The sequence below is a fragment of the Cupriavidus sp. UME77 genome, assembly GCF_014170355.1.
Classification (GTDB): domain Bacteria; phylum Pseudomonadota; class Gammaproteobacteria; order Burkholderiales; family Burkholderiaceae; genus Cupriavidus; species Cupriavidus basilensis.
Genome location: NZ_LZZU01000006.1, coordinates 259,329 through 274,721, shown reverse-complemented (window position 1 = coordinate 274,721; position 15,393 = coordinate 259,329). Strand labels below are relative to the sequence as shown.

The window sequence follows — 15,393 nt, the reverse complement described above, 5'->3', positions numbered from 1 at the left end:
AGTGGGCGCCTCTTCCATCGATACAACGGCAGCGCTCTCGCGGGCGGTGGCGGGGCCGCCCGCGCTCGAGACGCGAGACCTCACCATCCGCTTTGGCGGCCACGTAGCGGTCAACGCGGTGTCCTGCGCGTTTCATCCCGGCGAGCTGACCTGCATCGTCGGCCCCAACGGGGCCGGCAAGACCACGTACTTCAACCTCATCTCGGGCCAGTTGCCGCCCAGCGCCGGGCAGATCCTGCTCGACGGCGAGGACGTGACGCGCCTGCCGGTGCCGCACAAGGCGCTGCGCGGCATTGGCCGCGCCTTCCAGCTGACCAGCCTGTTTCCCAATCTGTCGGTGTTCGAGAACGTGCGCCTGGCGGTGCAGTCGCGCCGGCGCATCGGGCTGGATCTGTGGAGCGTGTGGAGCGCAAACCGCGCGGTCCGCGAGCAGGCCGAGGACTGTCTCGAACGGGTGGCCCTGGCCGACAAGCGCCACCTCCCGGTGGCCTCTTTGCCGCACGGCGACCAGCGCAAGCTGGAGGTGGGCATCCTGCTGGCGCTGCAGCCGCGCATCTTCATGTTCGACGAGCCGACCGCCGGCATGAGCGTGGACGAGGTGCCGGTGATCCTCGGCCTGATCCAGGAGATCAAGCGCGACAAGAGCAAGACGGTGCTGCTGGTGGAGCACAAGATGGATGTGGTGCGCTCGCTGGCCGACCGCATCATCGTGCTGCATAACGGCAACCTGATGGCCGATGGCGATCCGGCCGAGGTGATCGCCTCGCCGATCGTGCAGCAGGCGTACCTGGGTATCGCTGCCGGTGACGAGAGCCCGCAGCAGGAGGGCAGTCATGGCTGAGGCACCGGCAGCACCCGCACTATCCGCGGCATCCGCCGCACCCATCCTGAGCCTGGATGGCGTGCAGACGCATATCGGGCCGTATCACATCCTGCACGGCGTGAGCTTTGCCGTGCCGCGCGGCGGCGTGACCATGCTGCTGGGGCGCAATGGCGCGGGCAAGACCACCACGCTGCGCACCATCATGAACCTGTGGCAGGCGAGCGAAGGGCGGATCGTGTTCGACGGGGCCGACATCACGCGCCGCGGCACGCCCGCCATCGCGCAGGCCGGCATCGCCTATGTGCCGGAGAACATGAGTGTGTTTTCCGAGCTGACGGTGGCCGAGAACATGCGGCTGGCCGCGCGCAGCGGCGCGATCGACGGGCAGCGGCTTGACTGGGTGTTCCGCATGTTCCCCGCGCTGAAAATCTTCTGGCACCAGCGCGCCGGCGTGCTGTCCGGCGGGCAGAAGCAGATGCTGTCGGTGGCGCGCGCCATCATCGAGCCGCGCAAGCTGCTGATCGTGGACGAGCCGACCAAGGGCCTGGCGCCGGCCATCATCCAGAACATGATCACGGTGTTCCGCGAGCTCAAGCAGACGGACGTATCGATCCTGCTGGTGGAGCAGAACTTCCACATGGCCAAGTCGGTGGGGGACACCGTTGCCGTGATGGATGACGGGCGCGTGGTGCATACGGGAACGATGGCAGCGCTGGCGGGAGATGAAAGCCTGCAGCAGCGGCTGCTCGGATTGTCGCTGGCGGCGCACCAGTAGCGCACATCAGCGCACATCAGCGCGCATCGACAGCGGCCAGCAGGACAAGACACACAACAAGACACATAACAAGATATCGTCAGGACCGAGACAATGGCGAGTACAAGCTCCTTACCCACCACCCCGGCGACACCGGCCGATCTGCCCAAGGTCCGGCTCGACTGGACCCCGCTTGCGCTGGCGCCGCTGCTGATGCTGCTGGCCTATCCCTTGATCGGCAGCGGTTCGACCTGGCTGACGCTGACCATCGCCGGCCTTGCCATGGGCATGATCGTGTTCGTGGTGTCGTCGGGCCTGACGCTGGTGTTTGGGCTGATGGACGTGCTCAACTTCGGGCACGGCGCGTTTATCGCATTGGGAGCCTATGTGGCGGCATCCGTGCTGCTGCCGCTGGGCGCCTGGGTCGAGGCAGACAGCCTGTGGCTCAACCTGGCGGTGTTTGGCCTGGCCATCCTGGCGGCGATGGCTGCGGCGGGCGTCATTGGCTTCCTGTTCGAGCGCATCGTGGTGCGCCCGGTCTACGGCCAGCACCTCAAGCAGATCCTGATCACCATGGGCGGCATGATCGTGGCCGAGCAGCTGATCAAGGCCATCTGGGGTGCCGAGACCATCGCGCTGCAGGTGCCCACCACCTTCCGCGGCGCGGTGCTGCTGGGCGACGCGGCCATCGAGAAGTACCGGCTCATCGCCGTGGTGCTCGGGCTGGTGATTTTTATCTCCATGGTGCTGGTGCTCAACCGCACGCGCATCGGCCTGCTGATCCGCGCCGGCGTGGAGAACCGCGAGATGGTGGAGTCGCTCGGCTACCGCATCCGGCTCTTGTTCATCGGCGTGTTCGTGGTGGGGGCGGGGCTGGCCGGCATGGGCGGCGTGCTGTGGGGGCTGTACCAGCAGAACATTACGGCGTCCATCGGTGCCCAGGTCAATGTGCTGATCTTTATCGTGATCATCATCGGCGGGCTCGGCTCCACCACCGGCTGCTTTGTGGGCGCCTTGCTGGTGGGCCTGATGGCCAACTACACCGGCTTCCTGTTTCCCAAGGTGGCGCTGTTCTCGAACATCCTGCTGATGGTGATGATCCTGCTGTGGCGTCCGCAGGGCCTTTACCCGGTAGCCAAGCGCTGAGCGCCTAGGAAAAAACCATGACCCGACTGCTTTCCGGCGACCTGCCACGAAGCCGCGTGCTGACCGTGATCCTGGTGGCCATGCTGCTGGCGCTGGCGTGCGCGCCTTTCCTGTTTCCCGGTGCGCGCGCGCTCAATATGGCGGCCAAGATCTGCATCTTCGTGGTGCTGGTGGCCAGCTACGACCTGTTGCTCGGCTATACCGGCATCGTCTCCTTTGCCCACACCATGTTTTTCGGCATTGGCGGCTATGGCGTGGCGATCGCCATGTCGCGGCTGGAGCCGGGGTGGGGTGCGCTGGCGCTCGGCACGTTGGGCGCGCTGCTGGTGTCGATGCTGCTGGCCTTCCTGATCGGGCTGTTCTCGCTGCGGGTCAGGGCGATCTTCTTTGCCATGATCACACTGGCGGTGGCCACCGCCTTTGCCACGCTGGTGTCGCAGCTCTCCGAGTGGACCGGTGGCGAGGATGGCATCAGCTTCAAGGTGCCGGAGGTGTTCACGCCGGGCTTTTCGCTGGGCGACGCCGAGTGGCTTGGCGTGCCGCTCAACGGCAAGCTGTTTTCCTATTACTTCGTGTTTGCGAGCGCGCTGGTGTTGTTCCTGTTGCTGCTGCGCGTGGTCAACTCGCCGTTCGGCCGGGTGCTGCAGGCGATCCGCGAGAACGATTTCCGGGCCGAGGCCATCGGCTACCGTACCGTGGTGTACCGTACCGTGTCCACCGTGCTGTCGGCCGGGTTTGCCACGCTGGCCGGGGTGCTGATGGCGCTCTGGCTGCGCTATAACGGCCCGGACACCTCGTTGTCCTTCGAGATCATGGTCGACATCCTGTTGATCGTGGTGATCGGTGGCATGGGCACGCTGTACGGCGCGCTGATCGGCACCACGCTGTTCCTGGTGGCGCAGACCTACCTGCAGGACGTGATGAAGCTGGCGAGCGATGCCACCGCGGCGATCCCGCTGCTGTCGGGGCTGCTGCATCCGGACCGCTGGCTGCTGTGGCTCGGCTTGTTGTTTATCCTCAGCGTGTATTACTTCCCGCAAGGCATCGTCGGGCGGCTGCGCGGCGATCGCGCCGAGCATGAGGTGGCGTCGTAGACCCGCATGCAATAAAAGGCTAGCAAGATAACAAGAACATCCACAAGCGGAGGTCCCGGACCATGTACGTAGTCGACTGGCTGCACAAGAACGCCCTGCATACGCCGGACAAAGTCGCCCTGGTTGACGTGGAGAGCGGCCGCACGGTGACCTACCGGCAGTTCGACGAGCGCGCCAGCCGCTTCGCCGAATACCTGGGCGAGCGCTTGGGGCTGGCGCCCGGGGCCCGCGTGGCCGTGCTGGCCCACAACAGCTCGGACTATTTCGAGATGCTCTATGGCTGCGCCAAGGCCGGCATGGTGATGGTCTGCCTGAACTGGCGGCTGCCGGCTGCGGAGCTGCTGCCGATCCTGCGCGACTGCTCGCCCGACGTGCTGGTGGCCGGTGATGGCTTTCTTGCCACCGCCGCCGCGCTTGCCGACACCTTGCCGCTGCGCGCGGTTTTGCACCTGGCCGACGACGAGAGCGCGGACGTGCCGGGCGGCTGGACCGAGTACGAAGCGATGCTGGCAGGTAGTTCCGGGCGCGTCATCGAGATGCCGTGCCGCGACGAGCACGAGGTCTGGCACCTGCTTTACACCTCGGGCACCACGGGGCGGCCCAAGGGCGTGATCCAGACCTATGGCATGGTGTTCTTCAACGCCGTCAACGCCATGCTGGCCAACAAGATCACGCGTGACGACGTGTTCCTGAATGTGCTGCCGTTCTTCCATACCGGCGGGCTGAACCTGTACGCCAATCCCGTGCTGCATGCCGGCGGCACCGTGCACATCATGCGGCAGTTCGACGCCGAGGTGACGCTGCGCAAGCTCGACGCCAGCGCCGGGGAGGGCATCACCATGTTTTTCGCGGTGCCCGCGGTCTACCTGTTCCTGAGCCAGCATGCCGGCTTCGCGGCGGCGGATTTTTCCTGTGTGCGCAATATGTCCGCGGGCGGCTCCGCGGTGCCGCGGCCGCTGCTGGAGGCCTACCTGGCCAAGGGCGTGACGATCTGCTTCGGCTTTGGCATGACCGAGACCGGGCCAACCGTGTTCGTGTGCGACGAAGCCACGGCTCGTCGCAAGATCGGCACCATCGGCAAGCCGGTCGGCTCCATGCTGACGCGGGTGGTGGATCCGCAGGGCCGCGACGTGGCGCCCGGCGAGCGTGGCGAGCTGCTGATCAAGGGGCCGGGCGTCACGCCCGGCTACTGGAACCTGCCGCAGGCCACCGACGCCGCCATCCGTGGCGGCTGGCTGTATTCCGGCGATATCGCCTACATGGACGAGGAGGGCGACTACTACATCGTCGACCGTGCCAAGGACATGTTTATCTCCGGCGGTGAGAACGTCTACCCGGCCGAAGTGGAGAATGTGCTGTTTCAGCTTGCTGCCGTATCCGAGGCCGCCGTCATCGGCGTGCCCGATGCGCGCTGGGGCGAGGTCGGCATGGCGCTGGTGGTGGCAAAGCCCGGCATGGCGCTCGATGCCGAAGCCGTGCTCGCCCATTGCCGCGCCGCGCTGGCAAGCTACAAGGTGCCGCGCCACGTGCGGATGATCGAGGCGCTGCCGCGCACGCCGTCGGGCAAGGTGGAAAAGCACAAGCTGCGCGCGCGCTTCCAGCCGCAGTGAGGGCGGCGCGCAGTGTGAAGTCATGCAGTGGCTGTCTCGTGAAAATCTTGTTTCTGTCGTTTCTGTATTGCGTTCCGATCGATCCAGCATGCCGGGCCGGCATGCAATAAGGGGGCACAACATGTTGCGCGGACTTGCAGGGCATGGCGATTTGACCAGATACGGCGCGCGCCTGGCGCTGGCAGGGGCGGCGGGCTTGTTGCTGGCGGCGTGCGGCTCGGGCGATAACAACGCCAGCAGTGGCAATACCAATCCCAATACCAAGCCGGCCAATATCGGCACGGTCACGATCAAGACCTACGACGGCAACACGGACGACCTGCTCACCGCGGGCCTCGGCAAGGACGGCCTGGGCTCGGCCACCGCGCCGTTGCCGCTGAATCCGGCCGCGCCCACCGCGGCCGAGCTGCGCCGCTACGCCATCTACACCAATTACCGCGCGCTGGTGGACACCACGGCGGGCGGTGGCTATGGCTCGCTGTATGGCCCTAATGTGGACGCGCAAGGCAACATCACGGCGGGGCAGGGCAAGGTCGCCGGGCGCGAGTACCTGGCTTTCTCCGACGATGGCAGCGGCCAGCAGAACGTAACCATGCTGGTGCAGATTCCCGACAGCTTCAATGTGGCCAAGCCGTGCCTGATCACCGCCACGTCGTCCGGCTCGCGCGGCGTCTATGGCGCGATCTCCACCGGCGAGTGGGCACTCAAGCGCGGCTGCGCCGTCGCCTACACGGACAAAGGCACCGGCGCCGCGCCGCATGACCTGGACACCGACACTGTTGCGCTGATCGACGGCACCCGCGCCAGCCGCGCCGTGGCCGGCGCCAACGCGCAGTTTGCCGCCCCGTTCCCCAACACCAGCCTGGCCGCGTTCAATGCGCTGGCGCCGCACCGGCTGGCGTTCAAGCACGCGCACTCGCAGCGCAACCCCGAGAAGGACTGGGGCACATTCACGCTGCAGGCCGCCAGTTTCGCCATCTGGGCCATCAACGACCGCTTTGGCAACGTGGCCACGGATGGCACGCGCCAGCGCAGCCTGGGCCCGGACAAGATCGTGGTGATCGCGTCCAGCGTGTCCAACGGTGGCGGCGCGGCGATTGCCGCTGCGGAGCAGGACACCCAGGGCCTGATCGACGGCGTGGCGGTGGGCGAGCCGAACCTCAACCTGCCCAGCAACACGGGCGTCACCGTCACCCGTGGCGGCGTGCCGGTCAGCCTGTCCGGGCGCCCGCTGTATGACTACACCACCACGGCCAACCTGCTGCAGCTCTGCACCTCGCAGGCGACCGCGCTGGTGAATGCGCCGGGCGTGGCGCTGTACGCGCTGCCCACCGTCGGACTGGCGCAGCCGGCGCTCAACCGCTGCCAGTCGCTGGCCAACGCGGGCCTGGTGACCGGGCCGGATGCCGCCAGCCAGGCCGCCAGCGCGCTGCAGGCGCTGCACGCCTTTGGCTGGGAATCCGAGTCCGATGCGCTCCATCCGTCGCTGGCCCTGTTCGAGGTGGCCAATGCGGTGTCGGTGACCTTTGCCAACGCGCTCGCGCGGGCTGGCGTGGCGGATCGCTTGTGCGGCTTCAGCTTTGCCGCGACCGGCACGGCAGTCCTGACGCCGGCGGCAATTGCCCCGGCTACGCTCAATGTGCTGTACGCGACTGGCAATGGCGTGCCGCCGGCGGCCGGCGTGCAGCTGATCAACGATAACAATCCCGGCGGCCCGCTGCGCGACATCTATTCCCAGTCGCCGAGCAACAATGTGGCCGACGCCAACCTCGACGGCGCGCGCTGCCTGCGCGGGCTGCTCACCGGCACCGGCGCGCAGGCCCAGGCGCTGCAAGCGGGCCTGGCTCAGACGCTGCGCTCGGGCAACCTGCACGGCAAGCCGGCCATCATCGTGCATGGCCGCAGCGATGCGCTGCTGCCGGTCAACCATACGTCGCGGCCGTATCTCGGCTACAACCGGCTCCAGGAGGGCAGCGCCAGCAAGCTGTCCTATATGGAAGTTACCAATGGCCAGCATTTCGACAGTTTCATCGGCGCGGTAGCGGGCTACGACAACCGCTTCATCCCGCTCCACGTCTACCTGAACCGGGCGCTCGACGCGGTCTACGACAACCTCGCCAACGGCCGCGCGCTGCCACCCTCGCAGGTGGTGCGCACGGTCGCGCGCGGCGGCACCGCGTCGCCGGCACCCACCATCTTGCCCACCAATCTGCCGCCGTTTGCCGCAACGCCCGCCGATGCGGACCGGATCACGGTCAACGGCAGCACCGTAGAGGTACCCAACTGATGAAGGCATCCCGCCCACGCGTTCTGACGCAAGAAGATTTCGACCGATTCGCCTCGCTCTCGCGCGATGACAACCCCATCCACTGCGATCCCGCGTTCGCCCGCACGACGCATTTCGGCGCCACGGTCGCGCATGGCATGTTCCTGTTCTCGCTGCTGTGCGCGCAGATGCAGCGCAGCAACCCCCGGCCGGTGCTGCCCATCGCGCAAACGCTGATGTTCCCGCGTCCCACCTTTGTCGGCGACGGTGTGGCCGCCGTGCTGGTGTTGAACGAAACGCCCGGGCGGGACCGGATCGCGCTGGACACGTCGGTGCGCTGCGTGCAGCGTGGCCGCAACCGCACGCCCGTCAGCGACGAGCAGATTACGGCACATGGCGACGCGGTGCTGCTGGTCGACGCCAGCGCGGAATCGCTGGCCGAGGCCCAGCGCCTGGATGCCGACGAAGTTGCGCAACCCCCCGGGCACCTTGTGGGGCAGCCGGCCGGCGACCGTACGCTCTATCACCTGAGCGTGGGCCAGGAGGCTTCGGCGGTACGCAGCTTCAGCGCGGGCGATATCGATGAATATGTGGCGTTGACCGACGATGGCAATGCCTTCTATACCGACCCGGTGTTCGCCCACAGCCGTGGCTTCGAGGGCACCATCGTGCCGCTGCCGTTGCTGGCCGGCATGTTCTCGGATCTGCTGGGCACCCGCTTGCCCGGCCGCGGCACCGGCTGGATGAAGCAGTCGCTGCGGTTGCGCTCGCCGGCGCGGCTGGGCGAGCTGCTGAGCGCATCGGTGCGCATCGTGCGCCTGCGCGGCGACAAGGACCTGGTCAACCTGGCCACGGTGGTCACCGGCGACGATGGCCGCGTGGTGCTGGCCGGGGAGGCGCTAGTGCTGGTGCGCAACCTGGAGGACAAGCGGTCGCTGGCGGCCGCCTGAAGCCGCGTGGGAGGCCAAGGCGCAACGTATTTCCTGCGCCACATCAAGGGTCGTGCAGTCAGGCCTTGAAATGCACGCGCAAAGCCTTATCTTTCGATCAGACACCAGTGTCCGGCCCGCGTGGCGGGATCGGCAGGCCGGGGCGCAAGCGCCCCGCCTTCCGCATCGGGACACTCATCCGAAAAAGAGGGCTCCTATATGCGACTTGACAAACTGACTACCCGATTCCAGGAAGCGCTGGCCGATGCCCAGAGCCTGGCGATCGGCAACGACAACCAATACATCGACCCGCTGCACGTGCTGCGCGCCTTGCTGGCGCAGAACGACGGTGCCGCCCGCGCGCTGCTGGCGCGTGCCGGCGTCAACGTCGGCGGCTTGACCACCGCGCTGGATGCCGCCATCAAGCGCTTGCCGCAGGTGCAGGGGACCAGCGAGGTCCAGGTCGGGCGCGAACTCAGCGCGCTGTTCAACGCCACCGAGAAAGAGGCCATCAAGCGCGGCGACCAGTTCATCGCCAGCGAGCTGTTCCTGCTCGCGGTGGCCGATGACAAGGGCGAAGCCGGCCGCATCGCGCGTGAAAACGGCCTCTCGCGCAAATCGCTCGAAACCGCCATCGAAGCCGTGCGCGGCGGCGACTCGGTCAACAGCGCCGACGCCGAAACCCAGCGCGAAGCGCTGAAAAAGTACACGGTGGACCTCACTGAGCGCGCCCGCATCGGCAAGCTCGACCCCGTGATCGGCCGTGACGACGAAATCCGCCGCACCATCCAGATCCTGCAGCGCCGCACCAAGAACAATCCCGTGCTGATTGGCGAGCCGGGCGTGGGCAAGACCGCCATCGTGGAAGGCCTGGCCCAGCGCATCGTCAATGGCGAAGTGCCGGAAAGCCTCAAGAGCAAGCGCGTGCTGGTGCTCGACATGGCAGGGCTGCTGGCCGGCGCCAAGTACCGCGGCGAGTTCGAGGAACGCCTCAAGGCCGTGCTGTCGGACATCGCCAAGGACGAAGGGCAGACCATCGTCTTTATCGATGAGCTGCACACCATGGTCGGCGCTGGCAAGGCCGAGGGCGCGATCGACGCCGGCAACATGCTCAAGCCGGCTCTCGCGCGCGGTGAGCTGCACTGCATCGGCGCCACCACGCTGGACGAGTACCGCAAGTACATCGAGAAGGACGCCGCGCTGGAGCGCCGCTTCCAGAAGGTGCTGGTCGACGAACCCAGCGTGGAGGCCACCATCGCCATCCTGCGCGGCTTGCAGGAGAAGTACGAGCTGCACCACGGCGTGGAGATCACCGACCCGGCCATCGTCGCGGCGGCGGAGCTGTCGCATCGCTATATCACCGACCGCTTCCTGCCCGACAAGGCCATCGACCTGATCGACGAAGCCGGCGCGCGCATCAAGATGGAAATCGACTCCAAGCCGGAGGTGATGGACAAGCTCGAGCGCCGCACCATCCAGCTCAAGATCGAGCGTGAGGCCGTCAAGCGGGAAACCGACGAGGCGTCGAAGAAGCGGCTCGAACTGATCGAGCTGGAAATCGGCCGCCTGGAAAAGGAATACGCCGACCTCGAAGAGATCTGGAAGGCCGAGAAGGGTGCCGCCCAGGGCGCCGCCGCGCTCAAGGAAGAGATCGACAAGATCCGCCTGGAGATCACGCGCCTGCAGCGCGAAGGCAAGCTCGACAAGGTGGCGGAGCTGCAGTATGGCAAGCTGCCTGAACTGGAAGGCAAGCTCAAGGCCGCCACGGCCGCCGAAGCCAGCGAGCAGAAGCAGCCCAACAAGCTGCTGCGCACGCAGGTGGGTGCCGAGGAGATCGCCGAAGTGGTAAGCCGCGCGACCGGCATCCCGGTGTCGCGGATGATGCAGGGCGAGCGCGAGAAGCTGATCCAGATGGAGGACTACCTGCACCGCCGCGTGGTGGGCCAGGACGAGGCCGTGCGCCTGGTGTCGGACGCCATCCGCCGCTCGCGTGCCGGCTTGTCGGACGAGAACAAGCCCTACGGCTCGTTCCTGTTCCTCGGCCCCACCGGGGTGGGCAAGACCGAACTGTGCAAGGCACTGGCCGAGTTCCTGTTCGATTCGCAGGACCACCTGATCCGCATCGACATGAGCGAGTTCATGGAGAAGCACAGCGTTAGCCGGCTGATCGGCGCGCCGCCGGGATACGTGGGCTATGAAGAGGGCGGTTACCTGACCGAGGCCGTGCGCCGCAAGCCGTACAGCGTGATCCTGCTCGACGAAGTCGAGAAGGCCCACCCGGACGTCTTCAACGTGCTGCTGCAAGTGCTGGACGATGGCCGCCTGACCGATGGCCAGGGCCGCACGGTGGACTTCAAGAACACGGTGATCGTGATGACCTCGAACCTGGGATCGCACATCATCCAGGCAATGACCGGCGAGCCGCACGAAGCGGTCAAGGGCGCGGTATGGCAGGAAGTGAAGACGCATTTCCGGCCCGAGTTCCTGAACCGTATCGACGAGGTGGTGGTGTTCCATTCGCTCGACCAGCAGCATATCGAGTCGATCGCCCGCATCCAGCTGGAGCGGCTGACGGCACGGCTGGCGCGCATGGACATGACGCTGGAGGTGAGCGAGGCTGCGCTGGCCAAGATCGCCAGCGCTGGCTACGATCCGGTGTTCGGGGCGCGTCCGCTCAAGCGCGCGATCCAGCAGCAGATCGAGAACCCGGTGGCGCGTCTCATCCTCGAAGGCAAGTTCGCCGCCAAGGATGTGGTGCCGGTGGATTACCAGGACGGGGAGTACACCTTCGGTCCGAAGGGCCACTGAGGCACGGCACTACCACGGCCCTACCACGGCATTACGATGGCTGTAGGCCAGAACGAAAAACCGCCCCTTTGCCGGGGCGGTTTTTCTTTGTAATCAACGTTAATAAAATGCGGTCCGGGCCGTTGCATCCGCGCTACTCCTGGGTAACGCCTGGATCACATGCGTCATATGTGCCGCATGCATCCCGGAGATCCGATCGTTAGCGCCGGTACGGGTAAGCGTGATGGTAGGCATACCAGTCGCGGCGGCCCCACCAGCGCCGTCCATCCCAGTAGCGCTCGCCGTGCCACCCGATCACCACCGCCGGGGCCACCACTACCGGCGGCCCATACCCGACATACCCGGGAGGTGGCCCATAGACCGGAGCCGGCGCGGGATAGGCCGCTGGCGGCGGGGGCGCGGGATAGGCGGGCGGCGCCTGATACACGGGCGCGGGGTAGGCCGGCGCCACCACCACCGGCGCAGGCACGCCGATGTTCAGGTCCACATCGACGCGTGCCAGTGCGGGCTGGGCGAGTGCCAGGACAAAGGCGCCAAGCCCCAGCGCGTAGAAGTTACCTTGCTGCATGTCGATCCTCATCTTGCAGTCGCAATAAGCTGACTCTAGCCACGCCGTCGCGCTGCCGGGGATTTCAACTGTAACGATATTTCACGGCGCGCCGGGCGCCAGAGGGCATCAGGCCGAGCGCTCGTTGGTGAGGCGATACAGGGGCATCAGTTCCCGGACGCAAGCGTCCGAGGCCGATTTGCTTTCCACCCTGATTGCACGGGTCACGGCATCCTTGACCCGGCGCAGCCCGCCCTGCTCAAGGAAGGCCTTCAATGCGGGGTTTTCCATGAAGCGGTTGAATTCGAGCCGGTCGGCACCCGTAATGCCGGCCTCGGCGATCTCCTTGCCCGACAGCGCCGCCTCCCTGGTCTTGCGCCCGACCGGGGAGCCCAGCAAGCGCGCCAGCTGCATCGCCAGCCCGGCATCCTGGATCTCCGGTGCCAGCGCGGGCCGGACTGCGGCCTCGACCACCTCGGGCGAGAGCTTCGCGCGGGCGCATTGCGTGTAGCGCTCTTTGGGGATGGGCCCGATTTTCGCCGGCAGCCTGGCAAAGGCCTGGTCCAGGCCAGCCGCAAGGATGGCGCCGACGTCAAACGCACGGATCAGCGCCGTGACCGCTTCATCGTAAGTTGGGGGAAACAATTGGGGCGGCACTGTCGGACGCTCTTCGATGCTTAGCGTCGGTTGCTCGGCCTGGGGCGCCGCCCAGCCGTCGTGGCTGTGGCCGAGTGCCAGCGCCAGTGCGGTTGCCAGAAGTATCGCTGGCAAGATCAGCGGCTTCCCGGTTGGTATTGGGGCCGCAACGCCATGGGTAACCTTGCCAAGGGGAGCGGCAAGCCCTGGTTGAGCGCATCGGGGACAGTCGTTCATGTTTTGCGCCGGCTCGTCTGGGTATCTCCTGCGGATTATGCCGGGATTGGGCGCGCACGGCCCGCCCGTGCCACGCTGCAAAGCGCCAATCGGGCCGCAGGTCCGGGCGCACGTCGTGTGGAAAACGAGCAACGCGCGATTTACGCACCCGCGCCGCCTGTGTAATATCCGGCACCTGCAGCGCTTGTGCTGTTGATCGCTCACCCCTTGTTACTGGAGAGTAAAGTGCCCCGCACGTCCGCCATCACCCTCTGATGCCGACGACACCTGCACACGCAGAGTGCCGATGGCGCGCCCGCGCTCTTCGCCTGCTGTGCTTGCCTCAAGCGCTTACGCTGTCCCAGGCCTGAGTTGCCTGCCGGCTCCGCCAATGCCACCACGCGCCATCCCATCGTCGGCTCCCATCTTTTCTGGAGTTCGAAATGACGATGCAAGAACCCGAAGTGCTTCGGGCAACCAACCCTGCCGACCCGATTGCCGACCCGATTGCCGACCCGATTGCCGACCCGATTGCTGATCGCGTGAAATATCCGCGCACGCCGCATTTGCCGTGGTCGCCAGGACTAAGCGACGATGACCGGAGGATCGAGTCCCTGGATGCCTTCCAGGGCTGCCGCGTGATTGTCACGTCCAAGATGGACGGAGAAAACACCTCGCTCTACCGCACGGGCATGCACGCCAGGAGCCTGGACAGCCGCCATCATCCAAGCCGTGACTGGCTCAAGGGGTTCTGGGGCGCGATGCGCATGGACATCCCGCAGCGCTGGCGAGTGTGCGGCGAGAACCTGTTCGCCACGCATTCGATCCGTTACTGCGATCTGGCTTCGTTCTTCCTCGGGTTCTCGATCTGGAACGCGCGCAACGTGTGCCTCGGTTGGGGTGAAACGCTGGAGTGGTTTGCCCTGCTCGGTATCGAGCCGGTGCCGGTGCTTTACGACGGCGTGTTCGACGCCGCGGCGATCCAGGCCCTCTGGAGCGAACGCGAGCGCGAGCGGATGGAGGGCTATGTGGTCCGGATCGCGGGCGCGTTCCCCTATGCCGGCTTCAGGCGCTGCGTGGCGAAGTTCGTGCGCAGCGGGCATGTGCAGACGGACGCGCACTGGATGCACAACCACGCGTTCGAGCAGAACCACATGCGTGAACACGCAGGAGAGCCGCAATGGAAATGACCGAACTGCTGACCGCGGCGAACCTGCAATCGCTGCGCACGGCATCCGTGCTACGCGCGCCGGCCTACGCGAGCCTGATGGCGCTGGTGCCTGCCCCGGGTGTTGACCCGGACTGGCAGGCCTTGATGGCGGCACTCCCATGCCTGGAGCCGTTGCGCCGCACGCCGCAGGATCCGCGTTACCACGCGGAGGGCGACGTCTGGACGCATACAAAGCTGGTGGTCCAGTCCCTGGTCGGGCTGGATGACTATGCGGCGGCTACGCCCGAGCGCCGCTTTGTCCTGTTCCATGCGGCGCTGCTGCACGACATCGCCAAGCCCGCCACCACGCGGGTAGACCCGCAAACCGGGGCGATCGGCCAGCCGGGCCACTCGGCGCGCGGCGCTGTCGATGCCCGCGTGCTGCTGTGGCGCAGCGGTGTGCCTTTCGCCATGCGCGAAGCGGTTTGCCGGCTGATCCATGTGCATCAGCTGCCGTTCTATGCCATCCGGGGAAGCCGCTCCGGCGAATCCGCGGAGATGGTGGTGCGGCGCCTGTCGCTGGAACTCGACATCAGCGAACTGGCGGCGCTGGCCGAGGCCGACATGCGTGGGCGGGTATGCGCGGACAGCGAAGACGTGCTGGTCGACATCGCGCTGTTTCGCGAGCTAGCGCGCGAGGAAGGGTGCTATGGCCAGCCACGCGCCTTCGCGGACCGCTGGACCCGGATGCGCTACCTCCGGGGCGAAGACGTCCATCCGGACTATGCTTACCACCGCGAGGCGGGCTCCACCGTGACGGTCCTGAGCGGCCTGCCGGCCACAGGCAAGAGCACCTGGATCAAGACATGCTGCGCCGGTCTGCCGGTTGTGGGGTTTGACGACGCACGCGAGGCACTCGGGCTGAAGTACGGGAAGAACGAGGGCGCGGCGATGCACTTTGCTGTCGACCAGGCAAAAGCGCTGCTGCGCGAGGGCAGGCCATTCGTCTGGAACGCGACCCACCTGAGCCGGCAGATGCGCGCGAAAACCCTCGACTTGCTGTTCGCGTACGGCGCCGAAGTCAATGTCGTCTATCTGGAGGCCGCGGAGCAGACCATCCTGTCGCGCAACCGCAAGCGCGACACCACGCTGACGAACGCGGCCATCGAAAGAATGCTCCACAGGTGGGAGGTGGTGTCGCCGGTTGAGGCGCATTCGGTCACCTATCACATTGTCAATTGAACCGGATGCCGGACCGTGCTGGGCGTGGCGCGAAAACGAAGACCGTGGCTTGAGGGCTTGTGGGGGCAATGCCGGCGAGCCAGCCGGCCTCTTGCGAGCACATTGCCAATGAACACTCTCGTTTCAAATGTTATCGATGGGAATTGAGTGTTGCAGTGGAGCCTCCGGGTCT

The 15,393-nt window shown here is 66.3% G+C and carries 12 protein-coding genes; 10 read left to right on the top strand and 2 right to left on the bottom strand.

Features of this window, described 5'->3' with window-relative positions; translation table 11 throughout:
- Positions 1 to 16 precede the first annotated feature (16 nt).
- The 8 genes from A9975_RS02995 to clpB all read left to right on the top strand — a co-directional run bounded on the left by A9975_RS02995 (position 17) and on the right by clpB (position 11,430).
- On the top strand, positions 17 to 841 hold the full coding sequence (locus A9975_RS02995; RefSeq protein ID WP_370563781.1) for an ABC transporter ATP-binding protein: 825 nt from the start codon (positions 17 to 19) through the stop codon (positions 839 to 841).
- Entirely contained in the window at positions 834 to 1,598 is a 765-nt protein-coding gene (locus A9975_RS02990) for an ABC transporter ATP-binding protein (protein ID WP_183031320.1), read from the top strand. Before A9975_RS02995 ends, A9975_RS02990 begins: the two co-directional genes overlap by 8 nt.
- A gap of 93 nt (positions 1,599 to 1,691) precedes the next feature.
- Positions 1,692 to 2,723 carry a branched-chain amino acid ABC transporter permease gene (locus A9975_RS02985; RefSeq protein ID WP_150983638.1) on the top strand — a complete coding sequence of 344 codons (1,032 nt, stop codon included), beginning with the start codon at positions 1,692 to 1,694 and terminating at the stop codon, positions 2,721 to 2,723.
- A 17-nt stretch (positions 2,724 to 2,740) separates the two neighbouring features.
- Positions 2,741 to 3,817: a branched-chain amino acid ABC transporter permease gene (locus A9975_RS02980; protein WP_043347191.1), complete on the top strand. Its 1,077-nt coding sequence runs from the start codon at positions 2,741 to 2,743 to the stop codon at positions 3,815 to 3,817.
- 62 nt (positions 3,818 to 3,879) lie between these two features.
- The gene (locus tag A9975_RS02975; protein ID WP_183031319.1) at positions 3,880 to 5,427 is read left to right on the top strand and encodes a long-chain fatty acid--CoA ligase; all 1,548 of its coding nucleotides are present in this window, start codon (positions 3,880 to 3,882) and stop codon (positions 5,425 to 5,427) included.
- Between the two features lie 121 nt (positions 5,428 to 5,548).
- The gene (locus A9975_RS02970; RefSeq protein ID WP_183031318.1) at positions 5,549 to 7,714 is read left to right on the top strand and encodes a D-(-)-3-hydroxybutyrate oligomer hydrolase; all 2,166 of its coding nucleotides are present in this window, start codon (positions 5,549 to 5,551) and stop codon (positions 7,712 to 7,714) included.
- Positions 7,714 to 8,643 carry a MaoC/PaaZ C-terminal domain-containing protein gene (locus A9975_RS02965; protein ID WP_183031317.1) on the top strand — a complete coding sequence of 310 codons (930 nt, stop codon included), beginning with the start codon at positions 7,714 to 7,716 and terminating at the stop codon, positions 8,641 to 8,643. Before A9975_RS02970 ends, A9975_RS02965 begins: the two co-directional genes overlap by 1 nt.
- A gap of 198 nt (positions 8,644 to 8,841) precedes the next feature.
- Positions 8,842 to 11,430 (top strand): ATP-dependent chaperone ClpB, encoded by a 2,589-nt coding sequence (gene clpB / locus A9975_RS02960; protein WP_183031316.1) that lies wholly within the window; start codon positions 8,842 to 8,844, stop codon positions 11,428 to 11,430.
- Between the two features lie 199 nt (positions 11,431 to 11,629).
- Here clpB and A9975_RS02955 read toward each other — a convergent pair whose 3' ends face one another.
- Both A9975_RS02955 and A9975_RS02950 read right to left on the bottom strand, forming a co-directional pair.
- Positions 11,630 to 11,998 carry a hypothetical protein gene (locus A9975_RS02955; RefSeq protein WP_174427415.1) on the bottom strand — a complete coding sequence of 123 codons (369 nt, stop codon included), beginning with the start codon at positions 11,996 to 11,998 and terminating at the stop codon, positions 11,630 to 11,632.
- A 108-nt stretch (positions 11,999 to 12,106) separates the two neighbouring features.
- Positions 12,107 to 12,748, bottom strand: coding sequence for a hypothetical protein (locus tag A9975_RS02950; protein WP_183031315.1), 642 nt, complete (start codon positions 12,746 to 12,748; stop codon positions 12,107 to 12,109).
- A gap of 524 nt (positions 12,749 to 13,272) precedes the next feature.
- Between A9975_RS02950 and A9975_RS02945 the strand changes: the two genes are divergently transcribed.
- Entirely contained in the window at positions 13,273 to 14,019 is a 747-nt protein-coding gene (locus A9975_RS02945; protein WP_255503024.1) for an RNA ligase family protein, read from the top strand.
- Positions 14,020 to 14,096: 77 nt separating this feature from the next.
- A complete protein-coding gene (locus tag A9975_RS02940; RefSeq protein ID WP_255503037.1) occupies positions 14,097 to 15,221 on the top strand; it encodes an AAA family ATPase in 1,125 nt (374 codons plus the stop codon).
- The last annotated feature ends 172 nt before the right edge of the window (positions 15,222 to 15,393 follow it).